Source organism: Youhaiella tibetensis (genome assembly GCF_008000755.1).
GTDB classification, from domain to species: Bacteria; Pseudomonadota; Alphaproteobacteria; order Rhizobiales; family Devosiaceae; genus Paradevosia; species Paradevosia tibetensis.
Genome location: NZ_CP041690.1, coordinates 484,232 through 505,097, shown reverse-complemented (window position 1 = coordinate 505,097; position 20,866 = coordinate 484,232). Strand labels below are relative to the sequence as shown.

The following is a 20,866-nucleotide window of genomic DNA, read 5'->3' as shown; positions in this document are numbered from 1 at the left end:
GCTTCAGGCGAAGCCGGGGAAGAAGTCGGTCTTGATGTGGCGGTGATGCACGCCCATCCACAGCAGGGTCTTTTCGAAGGCGAGCACCATGGCCCGGGGGCCGGAGAGATAAAAGGTCCGCTCGGCGAAATCGGGCACCTCGCGGCGGATCAGGGCTTCGTCGATGAAGCCCGAATACATGCCCGGCTCGGCGCCCTCGGCCACCGCATAGGTGGTGGGGATGCCCAGCTCGGTGCGGGCGCGCTCGAGCACGTCGCCATAGGCGATGTCCTCGAACCGGCCATTGCCGTAGAGCACGATCACGGGGCGCTTCTCGCCGCGGTCGAGCATGTATTGCAGCATCGAGCGGAAGGGGGTGATGCCGATGCCGCCGGCGATGAAGACCAGCTTTCGCGAGGTGTCTCGCGGCAGGGTAAAGGCGCCCGAGAGCTGGGAGGCGACGATGGTGTCGCCGGGCTTGAGCGCGGCCAGGCCCTGCTTGAAGGTCGAGGGTTCGCGATAGAAGCGCACCCCGATGCGCACATCCTCTTCGGTGGGCGCCGAGGCGATGGTGAGCTGGCGCCGGTTGCCGCGATCGTCGGCATGCTTGAGGCCGAGCGTCCAGTCCATGTACTGGCCCGCCTCGAAGGCGAAGCGGCGGTCGGGGGAGAAGATGAAGTCGTAGCAGTTGGCCGCCGAGCGCTCGATGCGCTGCAGGGTGAGGACGTAGCGATGCTTGGGGCTGACGAGGAAGGCGAAGGCGTTGCCGATGAGGAGCGCCATTTCGGGCGTGAGGTAGAACGAGCCGAAATGCACGTTGGGCGCCGAAAAGAAGCCGACGATCACCGCGAAGACGATGCGAAGGGCCTTGCCGGTAGGCGCCGTCAGGGGTTCGGTCAGCATGACGAAGGCGAAGAAGAAGAGCGGGGAGTGGATGAGGGTTTCGCGGATCGTCATCAGGTAGGCGTCGGGCGCGGCGGTGGCCAGCGAGGTCGCGAGCGTGGCGGCGATGAAGGCGAGGACCAGGTCCGTGCGGCGCAGCTTGCGCACGATCAGGATGCCGCCGACGAGGACGAAGGGCAACATCAGGCCGTTGCCGGCCACCCACCAGGTCGCCGGGTGGTCGAGCAGGAGGCCCGGCAGCAGCACGCCGAAGGCGGCGGGGTTGAAGATGTGCTTCTTGCCGAAGGCGAAGATATACTTGGAGGCGACGGCCCAGACGGCGGCGAAGACGAGGGCGCCGACACCGGCGAGGTCGGTGGCCATCACCGGATCCATGATCAGCACGACGATGAGGGCGGTGATCCAGATCGAGTCGGTATTGGCGGGGGCGTTGAAAGTGCGCGCGAAAACCCAGTTGCCCAGGAAGCTGACGCTTCCCACCAGCAGCAGCGAGAAGGCGAGCGCGCTCGGATCGTTCTGGCCGAGCTTGAACAGGCCCAGCACGAAGGCGAGGCCGACCAGGCCCGCCAGGTAGTAGAGCACCAGCCGGTACATGGTGGTGCGATCCAGGAAATAGTCGATTGCCTTGATCATGACGTGAAATCCTTGAAACGGCTGGTCATGGTGGCCACGCCCTGCCGGTCGATGAGATACGCCTCAAAGCCGGGCAGGTTCTCGATGAAGCCGATGCCGGCGCGCCCCATGGCGAAGGCGGCGGTGGCGAAGCGGTCGGCCTCGAGCACGTCGGGCCCGATCACCGTGAGGCTGACGATCTCGTCGGCCGGGCGGGTGCCCGAATGGGGATCGTAGATATGGTCGCCGCGCACATAGTTGCCCGACGTCGCGACCCCCTTGCCGCGCGGGTAAAGCACCTTGACGATCCGGTCCGGCTCGAACGGATGGCGAATGCCGACGCTCCAGTCGCTGCCCTGGGCATTGTGCCCGTGGGCCTGGATGTCCCCGCCGGCATCGACATAGAAGTCCTCGGCCCCTGCGGCTTCGAGCTGGCGGGCGGCGTTGAGGATGGCCCAACCCTTGACGATGCCCGAGGGATCGATGGCGCCGTCCGGGCGACGAATGTCGAAATAGCCGTCGCTCTGGTTGCGCGTCTGGTCGGCGATGGCCAGCACTTCGAGCATGGCCGGGCTGAACGCGAACATGTCGCGCTCGCCCCGGTTGATGGCGCTGATCTCACTATCGGCCTTGTAGGTGCTGAACTGCCGGTCCACCGCCTCGAAATAGGCGAAGGTCGCCTCGAGCAGGGACGCGTCGGCGGCGTCCACGACCTCGAGGGTTATCGGCATGCCCATGATGATGCGGGTCTGGCGCATTCAGTTCCTCGCCTGATCGAGGGCTCCCTGCAGGGAGCGCACATAGGCCTGGCTGGTGAGGGTTGCCCCCGTGATGAGGTTGACGTTGGCGCTATGGGCCGAGATCACCTCCTGCTCGAGCATCGGCAGCGCCTGGCTGTTGATGTAGCGCGAGGTACGCCGGTCGTTGGGATATTGCAGCACGTCCACGCCGGTGAGCTGGCCGTTCTGGATGGTCGCCTGCACCTGCATGTTGCCGTAATAGGCGTCGGTCACCGGGCCTTGGTAGGTGCCGTCGCGGTACTGACCGTTGATGGTGGTGGCCGCGGCCTGCACGATCGAGACAGGCGCGTCGAGCGGGCGCGGTTGCGGCAGGGGCGGGGTAATCGTTGCACTCGGGGTCGGGGTGCTGGCGATATCGATCTCGCCGCGGCCCAGTTGCCGCACGGATGGGGTGACGGCGGGCGGCTGGGAGACCATGGCAGTCTGCGGCGCGGGGGCGGCAGGCTCGGTGACCACCGGCCCGGAAGCCGGCAGCATCTGTCCGGCGGGAGGCGCGATGGCATCGAGGGCGGTCGGCACCTGGATTGCCGAGAACTGTTGTGCGACGTAGATGCCCGAACCTGCCAGGACGGCGAGCGACAGCAATGCCTTGCGCATGACTTACCTCACGAGTTTCTCATTGAGGGGAGTATTGCCCGGCTTGCTGACGTGAACCTGAAAGGCCCAAACCGGGGCGCGCGGGGCGCAAGCGCATCAGGGGAATGCCATCAGGACTTTCTCCCCTTTCCAAATTCCCCAAAGCTAGTAACACTTTGCAACGACGAAACCGGTGAGTGGCCACCGCGCCGCTCGCTTGATTGGGAGAGGGCCCTATGCCGCACACATTCAAGATCGTAGCCGCCAAGGCGGGCGAGTACCGCGTACAGTTTGTCTATAACTCGGAAATCATCGTCTGGTCCGAGAACTACAAGTCCAAGGCCAGCGCCAAGAACGCCATCGCTTCGATCAAGAAGAATGCCCCGGAAGCCGCCACGGTGGATCTCTCGGCGGGCGAGACCGGCAAGGGCTACCGCTTCGAGATCGAAGCCGCCAAGAACGGCGAGCATTTCGTGCGCTTCCGTGCCCGGAACGGGGAGATCATGGTGCGCTCGGAGACCTATACCTCCAAAGCCAGCGCCAAGAACGCCATCGAGTCGGTCAAGAAGAACGGCCCCAAGGCTGACACCGTCGACGAGAGCCTGGCAGCAAAGCCGGCTGCCGCCGCCAAGAAATAAGCAGCGACTAAGGCCGATTGCCGGATGCCGGGGAGACCCGGCATCGCCAGGTTCGGCCCACTTGTCCATCCTGCCTGCGGCCAGCCGATAATCGATCCGGGTACGCCATCGCGCCCCGCTGAGGCGGGGCAGGATGGATGCACTCGAAATTTGTGCTGGTTGGGTAAGGCGTTGCCCAAATCGGAATTCACTTGGCGGGCGGTTATGCACTAATGTCGCGCCAAGGGCGCCGACAGAGGCGCCATTTGCTGACAGGGAGACTGCCGCCTCATGAAACTCATTTCCTCGCTCGTCCTCGCCGCGGCCATGGCTGTCGGCTTCGCCGCGCCTGCCACGGCCCAGAGCCTGCCGGACCTGCAGGGCCGCACCATCAAGGCGGTGACCGAGAATGCCTATGTCCCGCTCAACTTCGTCGACCCCAAGACCAATGAGAGCGTGGGGCTCGAATACGACCTCTTCAACGAGATCGCCAAGCGGCTCAACGCCAAGGTCGAGTGGAACCTGTCGAGCTGGGACGTGATGATCCAGTCGGTCAAGGATGGCCAGTTCGACGTCGGCATGGATGGCATCACCATCAATCCCGAGCGCGCCGAGCAGATCGACTTCTCCGATTCCTACCTCACCAGCCAGCAGTTCATGCTGGTCCGGGCCGACGAGAACCGCTTCACCGACGCCAAGAGCTTCGCCGCCGACAAGGACCTGCTGGTCGGCGCCCAGGCCGGCACCACCAATTTCTACGTCGCCGTCTATTCGGTTCTCGATGGCGACGAAGCCAATCCGCGCATCAAGCTTTTCGACACGTTCGGCGCCTCGGTTCAGGCTCTCAAGTCCGGGGACGTCGATACCGTTCTCATGGACCAGAGCTCGGCCGCCGGCTACATCGGCGCCAATCCGGGTGCCTTCAAGTCGCTCGACGAAGCGCTGGGCACCGAGAGCTTCGGGTTCATCCTGCAGAAGGGCTCGGACCTGCGCGAGCCGATCAACGCCGCGCTCGCCACCATCGTGGCCGACGGCACCCTCGACAAGCTCAAGCAGAAATGGTTCTACGAGTATAACGCCGCCCAATAAGCTGCGCGCCTCATGGGGGCTCGCGGCATAAAATCCCGCGAGTTCCCGCCGCCTCATGTCATCATCGACCCCGCCCCATCGCCGCCGTGAGATACCCTGGTGGCTGCTCGCGATCGTCCTGCTCGGCATCCTGACCTTCTGGCAGATCGTCGCCGACGAGGGCATGCGCACCATCTTCAATGCGCTCTCGGGCGGCATCGCCACCACGCTCTGGGTCACGGCGGTCGCCTTTATCCTCGCCTCCCTCGTCGGCCTTATCGTGGCCATGGCGCGGACGTCGCGCTTTCGGGTGCTGCGGGAGGTGGCCACGTTCTATGTCGAGATCGTTCGTGGAATTCCGCTGCTGGTGGTGCTGTTCTACGTCGCCTTCGTGGGGGCCCCGGCCATGGTCGAGGGCGCCAACTGGTTGCTGGCCCCGGTCATCGACCAGGGATGGATGGCGCCGTTGACCGTGCGCAACTTCGATTTCACCTGGCGCGCCATCGTGGCGCTGACGCTCTGTTACTCCGCCTTTCTGGCCGAGATCTTCCGGGCCGGCATCGAGGCCGTCGATCGCGGACAGCACGAGGCCGCCTATTCGCTGGGGATGTCGCGCTGGCACACGTTCCGGTTCATCACCTTTCCCCAGGCGTTCCGCACCATCCTGCCGCCTTACGGCAACGACTTCGTGTCGATGATCAAGGATTCCGCGCTGGTCTCGGCGCTGGGCGTCCAGGACATTACCCAGCTGGGCAAGGTCTATTCCTCGAGCACGTTCAAGTTCTTCGAGACCTACAACATCGTGGCGTTCCTCTACCTGACGATGACGATTTCGCTCTCGCTGCTGGTGCGCCTGCTCGAACACCGCCTCAAGCGGCAGGACCATAATCGATAGTTTTGGCGCCAAGTCTTGTGAGCGGGCCCTGCCCGCCCCACATGACGGCGCGTTGACCCTTTCAAGCGGATTGGAACCTCGGCCTATGCTCAAGACCTTCGCCCGTTTCGCTCTCCCCGTTGCCCTCGTGGCTGCACTGGCAGGCTGTTCCAAGCCGGACAACCAGCAGGCGGTCGGCAAGGTCGGCGTCGACTGGACCGGCAACGACATCGTGGTGGAGGCGGTCGCCGATCCCGAGGTCAAGGGCGTGGTGTGCCACGTCTCCTATTTCAGCCGCGGCCTCATCGACCGGCTCCAGCAGGGCAACTGGTTCGAGGATCCTTCCTATTCGGCGCTCGACTGCACCGCGACGGGGCCCGTCACGGTCGGCGACATCTCGCTCAACGCCGGCGGCGAGGAGATCTTCAAGCAGAACCGCAGCCTCATCTGGAAGAGCCTGCGCGTGACGCGCATGTATGACGCGGCCAACAATGCCCTGGTCTACCTGGCGCATGCCCGCGAATTGCAGCTCGGCTCGGGCAAGATGTCGCTCTCGGTCGTGCCGCTCAATGGCGCGGACGTGACCTGGACCAACGGCAAGCCGGGCGGCAGCGCCGCCCCGACCGGTGCGGACGCCACCAGCACTACCGGCGGCGGCATCTAGCGGCCGTCAGCGTGTCGTGTGCAGGCGCAGCACGATGTCCTGGTCATAGTTGCCGAAGCCGCGGCCGAAGATATTCACCCCGCCCGGATGCCTGGCATCTTCCTTGACGCCGATGCGCAGGCGGATGGAATGGTGGGTTTCGACATCGAGGTCCTTGAGCGAGACGGGGGAGATCTTGAGCCCGTCCACGAACGTGCCCGAATGGGTGACCTTCCAGCTCTTGAGCTTGCCGTACTGGCTGCCCTTGAGCTTCCACCAGTCGGGCGTGTAGACGCCGCGCTTGTCGCCGAAATCGCCGGGCGAGGTCCAGGTGCCCACGTCCTTGCCGTTGACGGCCACCGTGATGTCGGACGGCCAGTTGGCCGCGGTTCCCGGAACTTCGGACGACAGCTCCATGGAGAACTCGATGGCTTCGATCTCGTTCTGGGCCAGCTTGGCGTTGTTGGGGAACTGGTATTCGACATAGCCGCGCGTGAACCAGATGAGGCCCGCTTTCATGCGCTCGGGGTCGAGGAAGGTATCGGGCACGTCGAGCAGCCCGATGATGCCCTCGGTCGAGCACAGCCCGCAGGGAGCCGACACCTCGCAGCTCGTATAGAGCCCGAGCGGCATGGCCACCTCGATCGCCTCCTTGTGCAGCGGGTTGATGTCTTCCTTGAACATCACCAGCACTTCGTCGAACGTGGAGTGGCAGATCTTCTGGTTGCCCTTGCGCGCCTTCTGCGTCTCGGTGCGGATCAGGCCCGCATCCTCGAGAATCTGGACATTGGAGGAAACCGTCGACTGGGGCAGCGCCAGCGCCTCGGCTATGTCGTTGACGTTGAGCGGTCCACGCACGTGCAGCAGCTTGAGGATCTTTATGCGGATGGCCGAGGCCAGGCCACGCAGGACCTCAAGCCCCTCCTCGGGATCGACGACCAGAAAATTGCGACTCATGATTGTCCGTCTTGGTGCGGCTTGCGCAAGGAAGGCGCGAAGGTGGGCGATCGCAGTGTGTATCAGGTTATTTGATTTAATCAAACCGGCGGCGACCAACCCGCCGCGCACCCTTCGAGCGCGATTGCGCCCAAGGGTGGCGCTTTGGAACGCCTTGGTGCGCCCTCGGGCCAAAAGACAAAAAGATTTCGCTCCCTCAATCTACTAACACCGGCTATCTACCCGATATCTTAGTTGCAAAGTTCACTGCTGCGCCCGGCGCGGTTCGAAAGGAAGACAAATGGCAATCCTGATTGGCGATGCCGCCCCCGATTTCGAGGCTGAGACCACCGAAGGCCACATCCGCTTCTATGATTATATCGATGGCCATTGGGCGGTTCTGTTCAGCCATCCGAAGAATTTCACCCCGGTCTGCACGACCGAGCTCGGCTACACCGCAAAGCTCAAGCCCGAGTTCGACAAGCGCGGCGTCAAGGTGCTGGGCCTGTCGGTCGACAAGCTCGAGGATCACGCCGGCTGGGCCGCCGACATCAAGGAGACGCAGGGCACTGCGCTCAACTTCCCGCTGATCGCCGATACCGATGGCTCGATCGCGCGCAAGTACGACATGATCCACCCGAACGCGGACAATTCGCTGACGGTGCGGTCGGTCTTCGTCATCGGCCCCGACAAGAAGGTCAAGCTCAAGATCGAGTACCCGGCCTCGACCGGCCGCAACTTCGATGAAGTGCTGCGCGTCATCGATAGCCTCCAGCTCACCGCCAAGCATTCGGTGGCCACTCCGGTCAACTGGAAGCAGGGCGAGGACGTGATCATCGCCTCTTCCGTGTCGGACGACGCAGCCAAGGAAAAGTTCCCGAACGGCTGGAAGGCACCCAAGCCCTACCTGCGCATCGTGCCCCAGCCGCGTGGCTGATCATCCTGACGGGTTCTCCTGACCCGAACTCCGGGCGGCCTTGGGGCCGCCCCTTGTTTTTGCGCTCAACGCTTTCTTGATACCCCGGGCGTAAGACCGGACGAGGTGGAGGGGCCGGTGATGAGCGCTGGGGCTGCGCGCAAGACGTGGGTGACGGTGACGCTCGTCTGGCTGGCAGCAGTCGTGCTGCTCGTGGCGACCAGCCTCCTGCCCCCCGACGCCAAGCCGCTCCTGGCCGATACCGACGACGCCATGCGCATGGTGACGGCCGCCGACCTACTCGATGGCCAGCCCTGGCAGGACACGGTGGTCCATCGCGACAACGCCCCGTTCGGCGCGCCGCTGCACTGGTCGCGCCTCATCGATGCGCCGCTGGCGGGGCTCATCGCGCTCTTGCGCCCGACCGGCCACCCGGACCTGGCGGCCCTCGTCTGGCCGTTGCTGCTGCTCCTGCCGCTTCTCGCCCTTTCCGAGCTCTGGGGGCGCCGAATTGCCGGGCCCGGCCAAACCGCCGCCGCGCTGGTGCTGCCCCTGCTCTCGATGCCGCTCTTGGCCGAATTTTCCCCGGGACGCGTCGATCATCACAATGTGCAGATCCTCCTCCTCGCCGGCCTCTCCCTGGCGCTCACGGATAGCCACAGGCACCGGGCCAGTGCCATCGCAGCCGGACTTCTCGCGGCGGCAAGCATTGCTATCGGCCTTGAGACCCTGCCCTTCGTCGTGCTCTCGATCGCGCTCGTGGCCCTGCTCTGGGCGTTCGATCCGCTGACCTGGAAAAGCGCGGCGGTCTGGTTCGCCCTCCCTCTCTTCGCCGGGACCGCGGCTCTGGCAGCACTGGCGCTGCCGGCCGACCAGTTCGGCGTGGCCGCGTGCGATGCCATCTCGATCGTCTACGTTCTCGCAACCGGGCTGGCCTGCCTCGTCCTCCTCGCATTGGCGGCGCTATCGGAAGCCCTCAAGACCTTGCCGACGCGCCTCCTCGTCCTGGCGACGTTGGGCGCGCTGTCGCTGGGCGTTCTGGCGCTCTTCTATCCACAGTGCCTTGCGGGCCCTTATGCTCAACTCGATCCGAAGATGGCGGCGCTGTTCTCCGAGATCGGGGAGGCGCGGCCGCTGTCGCTGTTTTTCGAGGACAATCCGGCTTCCGCTACCGGCGCCATCCTGCCGCCTGCCGTCGCCCTTCTCGTCGCCGCCTGGCGCCTGCGCCGGTCACGTGGCGACGAACGGCTGGCCTGGCTGGTGCTCCTCGCCTTCCTCGCCGTCGCTACCCCGATGACGATCGTCCAGATCCGAGGCGCACGTCTCGCAGCCTTCTTTGCCGTACCCGTCGGCGTCTGGGCGATCGCTGCCGCCCGCGAACGCTATCTCGCCAAAGGCGGGCCGCAGGGCGCAGGGCTCCTGGTCGCCACCTGGCTCGTCTTTGCCAGCGTCATTCACAATGTGGTCGTCATCGGGCTCGACCAATGGCTCCCCAAGCCCGCCGTGGCCGGCGCGTCCGAGTTCACGGTGGCGCGCCTCACCTGCTTCGAGCCGGAGGTCTTCGCCACGCTCGCGGCCCTCGAGCCGGGGATCGCGGTCGCCTCGCCCGAGCTGGGGCCGCATATCCTGCACTATACCCGGCACGCCGTCGTTTCGGCCGGTTTTCACCGCAACGTCGAGGGTACCCTGGATGCCCGTGCCTTCTTCCGCGGCAACGAAGACGAGGCCCGGCGTATCGCGGCCGAACGGAACATCCGCTACGTGGTCGGCTGCCCGACCGTCCCATTGAAGGAAAAATCGTCTTGGCTCAAACCGGTATCGCCCAAGGACGGGAAGCTCGAAATCCTCGAGGTGCAGACACCGTGACCACCGGAGAGGCCGGCCCGGCTCGCATCAACTGGCTGATCGTCGCCGTCGCCTTCGTTGCGACGGTGTGCGTGCTGGCGCTGCGATACTTCGTCCACGCCGACACCATTCCGCTGCTGGCGGACACGGACGACGCCATGCGGATGACGGTCGTGCGGGACTTCCTGAACGGGCAGCCCTGGTTCGACCACATGCAATATCGCATGAACACACCCTATGGCGCCGAGATCCACTGGTCCCGGCTGGTGGACCTGCCGATTGCCGTCCTGGTGCTGGCGGCCCGGCCCCTCGCCGGGTCGGGAGCCGAGATGGTGGCCGCTTTCGTCTGGCCGCTCATCCTGCTCTTCGTGCTGATGGCCGTGAGCGCCAAGCTCTGCGTGCGGCTGATCGGCAGCGACGGCACCCTGCCGGGCGTGGCGCTCCCCGCTTTCTCGCCGTCCATCATGAACGAGTTCGTGCCGGGTCGTGTGGACCACCATAGCGTCCAGCTCATCCTGGCCCTGGCGGCGGTCTATTGCACTATCGAGGCGTTGCGGCGGCCGCGCTTTGCCATCGGGGCCGGCATCGCCTGCGCCACGGCCCTTGCGATCGGTTCGGAATCGGTGGCGACGGTGGCCGCCGCCATCGTTGCCTTCGGCCTGATGTGGGTGGCGAGCCCCAGTCGGGGGCAGGCATTGCGCTGGTTTGGCCTCTCCTATGCCGGGGCCAGCCTGGTGCATCTGGCCATTGCCCTGCCGCCGTCGCGCTGGCTCGAGCCGGCATGCGACGCCATGTCGATCGTCTATGTCGCGGCAGCGGGCGCGGTTGGCATCGCCTTCACGGCGCTGTCGCTGCTCCCGGTCCGGCACCGGCCGGTGTGGCAACGCATGGCGCTCGGAGTGGGCGCGGGACTGGTCGTGCTCGTCGCGCTCGCCGTGCTGTTCCCCGATTGCCGCAAGGGACCCTATGGGCAACTCGATCCCTGGCTGCTGGAGCACTGGATCGACAACATCATCGAGGCCCGCCCGGTCTGGGAAAGCCTCGCGTCGCTGCCGGCCTTCACCATCGCCTCGATCATTCCGGTCATCGCGGGCCTCGTCGTGGCCGCCTATCACATCCTCAAGGTGCGGGATGGACGCACGCCCGAATGGGCAATGCTCGGGCTGTTCCTGGCGCTCGCTTTCGTGGTGACGGTCCTCCAGATTCGCGGTGCGCGCACCGCCGGCATCATCGCCGTGCCGGCCGGCGCCTGGCTCATCACCACCGCGCGCGCCCACTACATGGCCAAGAGCCGTCCCCTCGAAATCGGTGCACTGATCGGCAGCTGGCTGCTGTTTGCCGGCATCGCCGTATCGGCGGCCGTCGCCTATATCGGCATGCTGTTTCCGACGAGCAGCGCTTCGATGGCAGCGGAGGGGATCGGTGATCGTGCCGCCTGCCTGATGCCCAGCGCCTTTGCCGACCTCGCCGCGCTCCCGCCCGAGCGGCTGATGACCCCGATCGACCTGGGGTCGCACATGCTCTTCTACACACCCCATTCGGTCGTCGCGGCGCCCTATCATCGCAACCAGCAGGGCGTGCTCGACGCCTTCCACTTCTTCAATTGGCCGATCGATGAGGCACGGAAAATCCTCGAGGCGCGCGGCATCTCGGTGATCGTGACGTGTCCGGCAATGCCCGAAATGAGCGGGCTGCCCGACGCTGCGCCCGATTCCTTCGTCAAGCTGGTCGAGATCGACGCGCTACCCGCCTGGCTGCGCGACGTCACCCCGTCGGGCGCCGCGCTCAGGACCTACGAGGTCCTGCCGCGATAAGTTCGGTAAGCTCCAGTTCGGCCTGGAGCTTGCGCGTCAGCTTGGAGGCCACCAGACGGTGCGCCTCGCGCAGGTAGGCCTCCAGATCCTCCTCGGACAACGCGGCCTTGCCCCCGACGCGGACCCAGCCACGCTTGGCGAAATAGGGCGCCTGGGCGATGTCATCCGCCTCGGTCAGCATATCGAACGTGAACTCGGTGACCTTGAAGACCAGGCCAGAGCCCTCGGCATCGAGCCCGAACAGGGCAAAGACCTTGCCCCCGACCTTGGCGACCGACGCGTCGCCCCATTGATGGACGATCGAAGTCGCGGGCAAGCCCGAGACGAAATCCTCAAAACCTGCCCGCGACCTGATGCTCACTATGCCCGCTCGCTCTCGGCACCGGCCGTCTTGAACAGACCGATCGGGCAGGACACGCCCGTCCCCGCCAGGCCGCAATAACCGTTGGGGTTCTTGGCGAGATACTGCTGGTGATAGGTTTCGGCGTAGTAGAACGGGCCGGCCGGAGCGACATCGGTGGTGATCTTGCCCAGGCCACGGTCCGCCAGCGCCGCGTCGAACGCCTTGCGGCTTGCCTCGACCTGCGCGGCCTGGTCGGGCGAAGTGGTGTAGATCGCCGAGCGGTACTGCGTCCCCACGTCGTTCCCCTGGCGCATGCCCTGGGTCGGATCGTGCTCCTCCCAGAAGGTCTTGAGCAGGGTCTCGAGCCCGATCTGGTTCGGATCGTAGACGACCTTGACGATCTCGGTGTGCCCGGTCATGCCCGAGCAGACTTCCTCATAGGTCGGGTTGGGCGTGTGGCCGCCCTGGTAGCCGACCGCGGTGACGTAGACGCCGGGCAGTTGCCAGAACAGGCGTTCTGCGCCCCAGAAACATCCCATGCCGAAATAGATGGTTTGCGGGCCCTCGGGGCAAGGACCCTTGAGTGCATGACCGTTGACGAAATGGGTCGCTGCAACCTGCATCTCGGTCGGGCGACCGGGAAGCGAATCGCCTGCAGAGGGAATTGATGAGGGTTTGGACCTCAGGAACATCGCGAACTCCTAGCCGAAAGGGTCAGATTTCGTCGGTTTTGACATATTGGCGGACGTAGCGTGACCGTCCCAGGAAGGCCAATACGATCGCGGGAACGCCCACGACCACGAAGCTGGGTACCGTCAACAGGCTCGCCAGCATGGGCGTCAGGACGGGACCGAAGAACCGGGTTTCGAGGAAAGCCTGCACCCATTCAAGGCTCGTCGCATTGAGTGAAGTCCACAGGTCTCCGAGGGAAGTGGTGATAACCGCGTTGGCGGCAAGAGACTTGGTGCCGTCTATCACGCCCAGAATCACGGCTATGCTCAGTAGCCATGTCCCCAACGTACGCAAGATGAGACGCATTTTTCCCTCAGCAGCCAGTTGCCCCGGCAGGATTGCCCCATCCCGTCCATCGGCCGCGCCCCTTTCTTGCACGGCCAAGCCGACATTCACAAGATAGGTCAGGCCCTTGGCAAAACAATGCTGATCAGGTGCTTGTGATCCCTTGCGGATGCGCTCGCGATCAGTATATTGCGCCCGCTTGCGGCCTTCTGGCTTCACGCAATGCGGAGAGATGGCCGAGTGGTCGAAGGCGCACGCCTGGAAAGTGTGTAGGCGGGTAACCGTCTCGAGGGTTCGAATCCCTCTCTCTCCGCCACTTCACCCTGACATCGCCTGAACGTTGCGCGAGCCCGCGGTGCGGGCCTCTGGCGCGCCCTCGTCCCATTTCGATTCGCCGGCCTCCGCTTTGACGTCCTGACCGCATGGCGGCAGGCACGTGCGATGCCCAATGCGTGCACGTCATTTCTCGCCGCGTGCAAACCCGGCTTGCCCCCGTGGCACGATCAATTCCCGGCTTAACCAAGGATGACTGCGCGCAGGCCGACTCCCTGCGCGCGGCCGTGGGTCCGTGCGCAGTTCTTTGGGCGCTGCGCGGGCCGGAGCGGCATTGAGTACCGTGAGCCCGAAGGAATTCTTATGATCAGCACCGCGATACCGAAAAACCGAAGCATTCTCATTGCTGCGTTGATGACCTCGACGGCGCTGTCGAGCGTCGTCCCGCTTACGGCCCATGCGCAGGACAAGTACATCGATGCTGGCGCGGCGGAAACCATCGACACGGCCGAGACTTTCGAGAACCTTGTTGGTCTTGCCCCGCCGGCACTGGCCCAGGAGGCAAGCCTGCCGGGCGGTGCCAGCACCCGGAACGAAACCCATGGCGCGTTGACCGTCATTTGCGCGGTCGACACCCAGGCCGAGAGCAGGCCAGTCAAGTATTGTGCTATGTCCCAGATCCAGTTGCACGCTCAGACCCGCCAGCGCGCGCTTGCCATTGAGCTGGAGAGCGCAAGGGGGACGGCGTGCAGGGCACGCTCGTTCTTCCCTTTGGTCTCGCCCTCGCCTCGAGCGTCACCTATCAGATCGATGACGGAGACGTTGGAACGGCGCAGCAGTTTCACACCTGCCTGCCCGCCGGGTGCCTGGTTGATATCGCCTTTGATGCCCGCACGGTGGAAAGCCTCATGACCGGGAGCGTGATGAAGGTCCAGGCATCCGCAGACGGCTGTGGGCCGATCGTGTTTTCTATCGCTCTTAGGGGGTTCACCAGCGCCTATGATAGGGTGAGAGCATTGGCGAACTAGCATTGGGGGTACATCCCTCACCCAACGCCGCTTCCCCAAATCCTGTCTTCAGTGACTCAGGCCCCGGGAGGTCTCCGGAATTTGCACGTAAGCGCCCTCCGTTGCGGATCGATGCGCCGCGTGCCATCTTGGTGGTGTAGCGACCGTACGATCCAGGGTTGGTCTGGGCGGTCATGTCGCTGCCGGTGGGTGCACTAATTATCTAGCAAAGCTGGTCTGGAACGAGGCGAACTCGTCCTGCTTGTCGCCGCCCTCATGGGCCTCGGTTCCATTGCTCTCGACATCATGTTGCCCGCGCTGCCCGATATCGGCCGCGCCATGGGGACGCCCACGCCCAACCTGGCACAGTTGACAGTCGGCGTGTTCTTGCTGGGCGCGGCCATTTCGGCGTTCTTCGTCGGGCCGGTTGCAGACGCCTGTGGGCGCCGTTTGCCGATTCTTGCCGGATTGGCGATGTTCGTGCTCGCGTCCCTGCTGGCTCCGTTCGCGCAAAGCATGGAGATGATGCTTGCCCTTCGGCTGGTGCAGGGGATCGGCATCGGCACGACGCGGCTCTCCCAGGCCGTGTTGCGCGACCATTACGCTGGCAGCGAGATGGCGGAGGCGATGTCGCTATCGCTGATGGCCTTCCTCATTGTTCCGGTTGTCGCGCCCCTGATTGGCCAGGGCATTCTGGTCGTCGCCGGATGGCAGGCGATCTTTCTGACGATGGCCGTGCTCGGCATGGCGGTGCTGGCCTGGGCTTGGCTCAAGTTGCCCGAGACACTGGCGCCCGAAAGCCGCAGGGCCCTCGGCCTGCGATCGGTATGGGCCGGCCTCCTTATCATCGGGGCCGACCGCAATGCCGTCGGGTACGGAGTGGCCGCAATGTTCCTGCTCGGCGCCCTCTACGGGTTCATCGCAACGACCCAGCCCATCTACGGCGAGGCGTTCGGCCTGGGTGGGTTCTTCCCGTTGGCGATGGCGGCGACCGCCATCGTCCAGTCAGGCGCGGCCTATGTCTGCTCGCGCCTGATCCGGCGCTTCGGTGCGCCGGCCGTTGGCCTGGTGGCTCTCTCCATCTATGTCGGGTTTGCAGCCGCGCTGGTGCTGATGCTGTCCCTGGCGGCGCTGCCGTTCTGGCTGTTCCTCATCCTGGTCACCGCCATGATGGCCATGTTCACCTGGGCGGACGCCACTCTGGGCGCGCTCGCGATGACGAACCTGGGCAGTGTCGCGGGGACGGCGGCGTCGGCATTCGGCGCCATCCAGGCGCTTGGGGCGACGCTGCTCGGCTCACTTATCGGGCAGGGCTATGACGGCACGCCGGCGTCCCTGGTATGGGGCGCGTTCATCCTCGGCATCGCTTCGCTGCTGGCGATCGTCTGGGCGAGAGGCGCTCCGGCTCGAGGATAGCCGAGGCGGGCGCCTCTGCATTTGGGATCGGTCAGAACCGGGAGCGGAGGCGCAGGCTCACGCCCTGGCTGCGCCAGTCCCCGCTGGCGGAGGCCTGATAGTCGATGCCCAGGGTAAGGCCGGTATCGACATAGGCGTCCAGGGAAAGCCCGAGGCTGAGGGTATTCCTCGTGGATCGCTGCTCGCCGATCGCATAGGGCATGCCACCCACTGCAACGTAGCCGAGCTCCATCCGGCTGCTGGCTTCCGATCCGTGGGTGAACTCGGCCCGCGCTCCGGGCATGAGCGTACCCCAATCCATGTCGAATCCGTATTCGGCGCGGATGCCTGCGGTTCCCGAGAGACTATCGATGGTCTGGTCGCCATAGGCCAGCGCCATGCCGGCGCCGCCGGTTTCGGAATAGCCGTCCAGCCACGAGCGCGAGGCATCCAGGCGCCCATAGGGCGCGAGAAGCCACTTGCCCTCGCGGAACTCGTAGGACGCCGTCAGCGACCCGAAGAGCTGCCGCCCGTTTCGCTTGCCGAGGGCAAAGTCGGAGGCCGAGATGAAGCGCCTGCTGTCGAGGTCGAGCGAGCCGGCCCCGATGAGCCCATCGATGAAGAAGTTGTCGATCGGCTTGTAGCTGCCGTAAAGCGCCCCGGTTACCGATTGCGTCTCGCTGCGCGATCCGTCGCCGCCGATGTCGGTACGGTCGCGGCCCAGGCCGATGCCGAAGCCGCCGGTGAAGAAGTCGCTGAAGCGGTAGTCGAGACCGCCGCTCACGCCGACCGTGACGCTGCTCAGGTCGAGCCCGCTGCCGCTCTTGCCGAAATCGACGAACCCGCCCGCCCACACTGCGAACGGGCCGAGATCGACACCAGCCAAGGGATCGATCTTTGGCAGGTAGCCCATGGCCTGCGACACGTCGGGGCCGAAGGCGCTCAGCGCCATCTGCACATCGATGCTGTTCTGGCGGCGGCTGGTTTCATTGTGCAGTTGCTGCATGCGGCCGGTGAGGTTGGAGACCTGGGTGTTCAGCATGCCGCGCACGCTCGCGGACTGGGCGTTGGCGATGCCCTCGACCGTGGCGTTTGCGCTGGGGTCGGGCATCGCCGAGCCCGTGCCTCTTGTGACGTCGACCGTATAGGTGAACGTGTCTCCGTTCTGCGCCGTAACGACGACGCTGAAGGGGTTGGCTCCCACGGCGAGCGTGGCGGACGGCGAGGCCGAGCCGCTCGTTACCGGCGTGCCGTTGACGACCACGGTCGCGTCCGGGTCGGCAACGGTCGGCGTCAGGCTGAAGGTGTCGATCTCGTTGCCGACCGACACCTGGTAAGCGGCGGTTCCAGGAGCGAAGGCCGGCGAAAGCGAGCCCGCGCTGGGCACGAGCGCGGCGAGTTCGGCATTTGCCGAAGCGGCGGCCCGCGTCACGGTGATCGTGTAGGTCGTGACGATCCCCTGCGTGGTCTCGGTGGCGACCGTGACCACGTTGCTGCCGGCCACCAGAGCGAACGGGATCGTTGCCCCGGAGGCGTAGGTGGTTCCGTTGGCACGGATGATCGTGCCTGTCCCCTCGCCATTGAAGGTAATCGAGATCGTGGAAGGACTGGCCGGCACGGACGCCGCGTATGAAAGCGTGTCCCTGTCGAAGGCGGGAGAGAACGCCACCCCGGGTGCGCTGAACCCGCTCAGGCCAAAGGGCCTGGCCACGCTGTGAACGGGACCGGGAAAACCCTCGGGCGCATTGCCAACACTGTCGCCAATGTTGGTGTTGTCCTTGAGAGCAAGCCCGATCGTCCCCTGGCCCGCCAGGTCGTCTACCGTGATGAGGTAGGTTATGTTGTTGCTTGTCGTTACCAGCGCGACCCGCCCCGACACACCGGCGCCGAGCGTCAGCTCGAAATCGGAGATGTCGACGCCGGTGACGGCCTGGTTGAAGGTCAGGTTGTACTGCACCGAGGCGTCGCTGCCAGCCGGGGTGCCGACCAGCGACATCGTCGCGGTCGGCCGGATGCCATCCACGAGAACCCAAGCAGTCGACCCGACGGAGTTAAGCGTCAGATTGGCGACTTCGCTGCCCACGTTGAGGATAGTGCCACCGTTCAGGCCTAACGCACCGACGGTAATGCCATCCAAATCGTAGTCCGATTCCGCCACCTGGTAACGGAAGCGCAGTTGGCTGGTTCCGGAGCCCGAAATGTAAGAGGCCTGCTTCGTCGTCGTCCCGACGACAAGCGATATGCTGGGTGTGCCGGAGACGAAGACGGTTTGGTTCCAGTTCACGAACAAGTCGAGCGATTGCCCTATCCCGAACGTGACATTACCCGGCACCGCGACCGAAACCGTCGCGGGAGGCGCGGCCTGGGCGGCGCCCGTCAGTACCAGACACAGGGCGAAGGCACGGACCAGCCGCGCGGCAATGGCTTTAAACATACCAAGTGGTTCGCAGAATGCCGTATCCCGGTCAACCCTGCTCCTCCACCTTATTCCTTGCCCAGGGGCGTTGCGGTTGTGCGCTCAGGCCGCTCGATCCGGCGCAGAGCCGAGCAGCTTCATGGCGTTCTCCTTGAGGATCAAGGGCCGGACTTCCGGCTTCATGTCTAAGGTCTCGAAGTCGGCCAGCCAGCGCTCGGGGGTGATCATCGGCCAGTCGCTGCCGAACAGTACCTTGTGGCGCAGGATGGTGTTGGCGTAGCGCACCAGCACCGGCGGGAAGTACTTGGGAGACCAACCCGACAGATCGATATAGACGTTCGGCTTGTGCGTGGCGACGGCCAGCGCCTCGTCCTGCCAGGGGAAGGACGGATGCGCCAGGACAATGGGGGTGTCCGGGAAATCCGCCGCCACATCATCGATGTACATCGGGTTGGAATACTTGAGCCGCATGCCGTTGCCGCCCGGCATCCCGGCCCCTACCCCGGTCTGGCCGGTGTGAAAGAGCATCGGCACGCCGGATTCGGCGATGGCCTCGTAGAGCGGATAGGCGCTGCGATCGTTGGGGAAGAACCCCTGCATGGTCGGATGGAACTTGAAGCCCTTGATGCCGAACTCGGACACGAGCCGGCGCCCCTCGCGCGCTCCGAGCTTGCCCTTTGCCGGATCGATCGAGGCGAAGGGGATCAGCACGTCGCTGTTGGCCGCGGCGATTTCGGCAACTTCCTCGTTGGCATAGCGGCGGTAGCCGGTCTCGCGCTCGGCATCGACCGGAAAGATCACGCAGGCGATGTTGAGGGCGCGATAGTGCGCGGCCGTCTCCGCCATGGTGGGCGGATGGCTGAACGAGGCCTTGAAATACTTGGCCATCGAGGCCTGCAGATCGTCATAGCCATCATCGGCGTGGTGGCCGCAGGGCTCCTCGGCATGGGTATGAAAGTCGATGGCGCGGACGGCGGCGAAATCAACCACGGCTGGTGTCTCCAATGCGAATGACGGCCGGGTCGGCATCGTCGTAGAGGCGCGCAACCAGATGCGCGCGGCGCTTGAGCACCTTCTGCTGGTTGAGGTTGCCCTTGTCGGTCAGTTCGCCCTCGCCGAGCGAAGCCGGCTCCGCGAGCACTGCCACGCGCGTGATGCGGTTCGATGAGCCGGTCGACTGCTGCCCCATTTCGGCAAGGCGCTCCTCCACGGCGGCGCGCAGCACCGGATGGTCGATGAGCCCGGCGTCCGGATCGGCGCTGATGCCCATGGTCCTGAGCGTCCCGGGGCTGGCGAAGATCAGGGCTCCGATTTCGCTGCGGTCGTGGCCGGCGATGACCAGGTCGCTCGCCACCGGCTTGAAGCCGGCCAGCGCGGCGAGACGGAGCTTTGAAACGTGCACCCACGTCCCGGTCGCCAGCTTGAAGTCTTCCGCGATGCGGCCATCGAAAGTCAGGCCGCGATCCGGATCGTTGCCGTCGCGCAGACGCATGGCGTCGCCGGTGATCAGGAAGCCTTCCTCGTCGAAGGCATCGGCGGTGCGTCGGTCGTCGCGGAAATAGCCGGGCATGACGTTGGGTCCCTTGACCCGGATTTCGCAGCGCATGTCCTCGTCGGGCAGCAGCTTGATCTCGACGCCGGGCAGCGGCACGCCGACGATGCCGGCGCGTTCGATGACTTCGTGCACCATGAGGTTGGCCGGCGAAGTCTCGGTCATGCCCCAGCTCGATGACATCAATGGCGCGTAACCCTTTTCGGCGACGGCCATGGCCTCGAGCTTCTGCCAGGTGTCGGCAGGCAGCGACGCCCCGGCATAGAAGATGAGATCCAGGTCCTCGAAAAAGGCACGCCGGAATCCGGCATCGCTCTCCATGCGTTCGACCAGAAGCGCATAGGCGATCGGCACATTGAAAGCGATCGTCGGGGCGATGTCGGTGATGTTGCGGACGCTCCGGTCGATGAGGCCGGGCGCGGGCTTGCCCTCATCGATATAGAGGGCGCCGCCATTAGAGAGCATCAGGTTGAAGTTGTGGCTGCCGCCGAACACGTGGTTCCAGGGTAGCCAGTCGACGATGCGCGGCGTGCGCTTGCGCAGGAACGGCCAGACCTGCCCCATCTGCATCTGGTTGACGCAGAGCATACGGTGGGTCGTCAGCACCCCTTTGGGCGCCGAGGTCGAACCGGAGGTAAAAACGATCTTGGCGAGCGTGTCGGGGCCGACAGCCGCGTTGGCGGCATCGGTGGCGGCAGAGTCTCCGCTCAGCAATTCGTCCATCAGGATAGCGCCCTCGCCGCTGGTGGCGAGCACCGTCGCGCCCTTGAGCACGTCCAGTGTCAGGGCGGACGCGAATTTGGCGGTGTCGGCGACGAAGACCGCCCCCGGACGCACCTGTTCGACAATCCCCACCAGCCGGCCATGGGCACCCGGGATCAGCGAGTACTGCTCGGCGAGGGGCACCAGGGGAATGCCGACATACTGGGCTGCAAGCGCCAGCAATCCGTGGTCGACGCTGTTTCCGGACAGCACGACGATGGGACGATCCGGGCCGAGTCCGAGCCCCAGCAGCGACGCGGCAATGGCGCGAACGGCCTCCAGTGCCTCGCCATAGGCCACCTCGCGCCAGCCCTCGCCCGAGCGTTCGGCAAGGAAAGTCGCTGCGGGCGTTTTCTTGGCCCAGTCGCGCAACCAGTCACTCGTCTTGGCCGCAGCCGGTTGGAGCGCGATTTTTGAGCGCAAAATGATGGCGCCATCCGGACGCGTGGACATCTCCACCGCCTGTGGCAGGAACCCCTCCTGCTTGCGCGCGATAATTGCCTGTTGGGTCACGATGC

Annotated in this window: 19 protein-coding genes, 1 tRNA gene and 1 pseudogene; 11 read left to right on the top strand and 10 right to left on the bottom strand. The window is 65.0% G+C overall.

Annotated features, from left to right (window positions below; translation table 11 throughout):
- Positions 1–3: 3 nt before the first annotated feature.
- Genes FNA67_RS02540 through FNA67_RS02530 form a run of 3 tightly spaced genes read right to left on the bottom strand, consistent with a single transcriptional unit; the run spans position 4 to position 2,891 of the window.
- On the bottom strand, positions 4–1,515 hold the full coding sequence (locus FNA67_RS02540) for an RnfABCDGE type electron transport complex subunit D (protein WP_147654944.1): 1,512 nt from the start codon (positions 1,513–1,515) through the stop codon (positions 4–6).
- Positions 1,512–2,252, bottom strand: coding sequence for an FAD:protein FMN transferase (locus tag FNA67_RS02535; protein ID WP_147654943.1), 741 nt, complete (start codon positions 2,250–2,252; stop codon positions 1,512–1,514). The genes FNA67_RS02540 and FNA67_RS02535 overlap by 4 nt, the downstream gene beginning before the upstream one ends.
- Complete coding sequence (locus tag FNA67_RS02530; protein WP_147654942.1) at positions 2,253–2,891, bottom strand: FMN-binding protein; 639 nt, start codon at positions 2,889–2,891, stop codon at positions 2,253–2,255. It abuts the gene before it with no gap.
- 215 nt (positions 2,892–3,106) lie between these two features.
- On the opposite strand from FNA67_RS02530, the pseudogene FNA67_RS22190 reads away from it, so the two are divergent.
- The 5 genes and pseudogenes from FNA67_RS22190 to FNA67_RS02510 all read left to right on the top strand — a co-directional run.
- Positions 3,107–3,262, top strand: a pseudogene (locus tag FNA67_RS22190) (YegP family protein); the annotation flags it as partial.
- Positions 3,263–3,268: 6 nt separating this feature from the next.
- Entirely contained in the window at positions 3,269–3,508 is a 240-nt protein-coding gene (locus tag FNA67_RS22185) for a YegP family protein (RefSeq protein ID WP_244616613.1), read from the top strand.
- Positions 3,509–3,778: 270 nt separating this feature from the next.
- Positions 3,779–4,576, top strand: coding sequence for a transporter substrate-binding domain-containing protein (locus FNA67_RS02520; protein WP_049707582.1), 798 nt, complete (start codon positions 3,779–3,781; stop codon positions 4,574–4,576).
- Positions 4,577–4,631: 55 nt separating this feature from the next.
- Positions 4,632–5,450, top strand: a complete 819-nt coding sequence (locus FNA67_RS02515) for an amino acid ABC transporter permease (protein ID WP_147654940.1) — start codon at positions 4,632–4,634, stop codon at positions 5,448–5,450.
- Between the two features lie 85 nt (positions 5,451–5,535).
- Complete coding sequence (locus FNA67_RS02510) at positions 5,536–6,093, top strand: CreA family protein (RefSeq protein ID WP_147654939.1); 558 nt, start codon at positions 5,536–5,538, stop codon at positions 6,091–6,093.
- 6 nt (positions 6,094–6,099) lie between these two features.
- Here FNA67_RS02510 and FNA67_RS02505 read toward each other — a convergent pair whose 3' ends face one another.
- Complete coding sequence (locus FNA67_RS02505; RefSeq protein WP_049707580.1) at positions 6,100–7,029, bottom strand: ArsR/SmtB family transcription factor; 930 nt, start codon at positions 7,027–7,029, stop codon at positions 6,100–6,102.
- 280 nt (positions 7,030–7,309) lie between these two features.
- Here FNA67_RS02505 and FNA67_RS02500 point away from each other — a divergent pair, with 280 nt between their 5' ends.
- From FNA67_RS02500 to FNA67_RS02490, 3 genes are all read left to right on the top strand, one after another.
- Entirely contained in the window at positions 7,310–7,945 is a 636-nt protein-coding gene (locus FNA67_RS02500) for a peroxiredoxin (RefSeq protein WP_147654938.1), read from the top strand.
- A gap of 120 nt (positions 7,946–8,065) precedes the next feature.
- Positions 8,066–9,790 (top strand): hypothetical protein, encoded by a 1,725-nt coding sequence (locus FNA67_RS02495; protein WP_147654937.1) that lies wholly within the window; start codon positions 8,066–8,068, stop codon positions 9,788–9,790.
- The gene (locus FNA67_RS02490) at positions 9,787–11,583 is read left to right on the top strand and encodes a hypothetical protein (RefSeq protein WP_147654936.1); all 1,797 of its coding nucleotides are present in this window, start codon (positions 9,787–9,789) and stop codon (positions 11,581–11,583) included. Before FNA67_RS02495 ends, FNA67_RS02490 begins: the two co-directional genes overlap by 4 nt.
- Here the strand turns inward: FNA67_RS02490 and FNA67_RS02485 are convergent.
- From FNA67_RS02485 to FNA67_RS02475, 3 genes are read right to left on the bottom strand one after another with little or no spacing between them, the layout of a single operon-like run.
- Positions 11,555–11,944, bottom strand: coding sequence for an MmcQ/YjbR family DNA-binding protein (locus FNA67_RS02485; protein ID WP_147654935.1), 390 nt, complete (start codon positions 11,942–11,944; stop codon positions 11,555–11,557). The genes FNA67_RS02490 and FNA67_RS02485 overlap by 29 nt on opposite strands.
- On the bottom strand, positions 11,944–12,618 hold the full coding sequence (msrA, locus tag FNA67_RS02480; RefSeq protein WP_147654934.1) for a peptide-methionine (S)-S-oxide reductase MsrA: 675 nt from the start codon (positions 12,616–12,618) through the stop codon (positions 11,944–11,946). Before msrA ends, FNA67_RS02485 begins: the two co-directional genes overlap by 1 nt.
- A gap of 22 nt (positions 12,619–12,640) precedes the next feature.
- Positions 12,641–13,162, bottom strand: coding sequence for a hypothetical protein (locus FNA67_RS02475; RefSeq protein ID WP_145976863.1), 522 nt, complete (start codon positions 13,160–13,162; stop codon positions 12,641–12,643).
- Between the two features lie 7 nt (positions 13,163–13,169).
- Between FNA67_RS02475 and FNA67_RS02470 the strand changes: the two genes are divergently transcribed.
- The 3 genes from FNA67_RS02470 to FNA67_RS02460 all read left to right on the top strand — a co-directional run bounded on the left by FNA67_RS02470 (position 13,170) and on the right by FNA67_RS02460 (position 15,639).
- Positions 13,170–13,259 (top strand) — tRNA-Ser (locus FNA67_RS02470).
- Positions 13,260–13,962: 703 nt separating this feature from the next.
- The gene (locus FNA67_RS22440) at positions 13,963–14,244 is read left to right on the top strand and encodes an invasion associated locus B family protein (protein ID WP_147654933.1); all 282 of its coding nucleotides are present in this window, start codon (positions 13,963–13,965) and stop codon (positions 14,242–14,244) included.
- A gap of 255 nt (positions 14,245–14,499) precedes the next feature.
- The gene (locus FNA67_RS02460) at positions 14,500–15,639 is read left to right on the top strand and encodes an MFS transporter (RefSeq protein ID WP_147654932.1); all 1,140 of its coding nucleotides are present in this window, start codon (positions 14,500–14,502) and stop codon (positions 15,637–15,639) included.
- 31 nt (positions 15,640–15,670) lie between these two features.
- Here the strand turns inward: FNA67_RS02460 and FNA67_RS02455 are convergent, their stop codons facing one another.
- From FNA67_RS02455 to FNA67_RS02445, 3 genes are all read right to left on the bottom strand, one after another.
- The gene (locus FNA67_RS02455; protein WP_147654931.1) at positions 15,671–18,052 is read right to left on the bottom strand and encodes an autotransporter domain-containing protein; all 2,382 of its coding nucleotides are present in this window, start codon (positions 18,050–18,052) and stop codon (positions 15,671–15,673) included.
- 84 nt (positions 18,053–18,136) lie between these two features.
- Complete coding sequence (locus tag FNA67_RS02450) at positions 18,137–19,024, bottom strand: amidohydrolase family protein (RefSeq protein WP_147654930.1); 888 nt, start codon at positions 19,022–19,024, stop codon at positions 18,137–18,139.
- Positions 19,017–20,861, bottom strand: coding sequence for a feruloyl-CoA synthase (locus tag FNA67_RS02445; RefSeq protein ID WP_210246423.1), 1,845 nt, complete (start codon positions 20,859–20,861; stop codon positions 19,017–19,019). The genes FNA67_RS02450 and FNA67_RS02445 overlap by 8 nt, the downstream gene beginning before the upstream one ends.
- Positions 20,862–20,866 lie beyond the last annotated feature (5 nt).

What these genes read in the sequence shown, in the direction of transcription:
- FNA67_RS02540 (WP_147654944.1), bottom strand. Translation starts at nt 1,515, where the DNA reads ATGATCAAGGCAATCGACTATTTCCTGGATCGCACCACCATGTACCGG.
- FNA67_RS02535 (WP_147654943.1), bottom strand. Translation starts at nt 2,252, where the DNA reads ATGCGCCAGACCCGCATCATCATGGGCATGCCGATAACCCTCGAGGTC.
- FNA67_RS02530 (WP_147654942.1), bottom strand. Translation starts at nt 2,891, where the DNA reads ATGCGCAAGGCATTGCTGTCGCTCGCCGTCCTGGCAGGTTCGGGCATC.
- FNA67_RS02520 (WP_049707582.1), top strand. Translation starts at nt 3,779, where the DNA reads ATGAAACTCATTTCCTCGCTCGTCCTCGCCGCGGCCATGGCTGTCGGC.
- FNA67_RS02515 (WP_147654940.1), top strand. Translation starts at nt 4,632, where the DNA reads ATGTCATCATCGACCCCGCCCCATCGCCGCCGTGAGATACCCTGGTGG.
- FNA67_RS02510 (WP_147654939.1), top strand. Translation starts at nt 5,536, where the DNA reads ATGCTCAAGACCTTCGCCCGTTTCGCTCTCCCCGTTGCCCTCGTGGCT.
- FNA67_RS02505 (WP_049707580.1), bottom strand. Translation starts at nt 7,029, where the DNA reads ATGAGTCGCAATTTTCTGGTCGTCGATCCCGAGGAGGGGCTTGAGGTC.
- FNA67_RS02500 (WP_147654938.1), top strand. Translation starts at nt 7,310, where the DNA reads ATGGCAATCCTGATTGGCGATGCCGCCCCCGATTTCGAGGCTGAGACC.
- FNA67_RS02495 (WP_147654937.1), top strand. Translation starts at nt 8,066, where the DNA reads ATGAGCGCTGGGGCTGCGCGCAAGACGTGGGTGACGGTGACGCTCGTC.
- msrA (WP_147654934.1), bottom strand. Translation starts at nt 12,618, where the DNA reads ATGTTCCTGAGGTCCAAACCCTCATCAATTCCCTCTGCAGGCGATTCG.
- FNA67_RS02460 (WP_147654932.1), top strand. Translation starts at nt 14,500, where the DNA reads ATGGGCCTCGGTTCCATTGCTCTCGACATCATGTTGCCCGCGCTGCCC.
- FNA67_RS02455 (WP_147654931.1), bottom strand. Translation starts at nt 18,052, where the DNA reads ATGTTTAAAGCCATTGCCGCGCGGCTGGTCCGTGCCTTCGCCCTGTGT.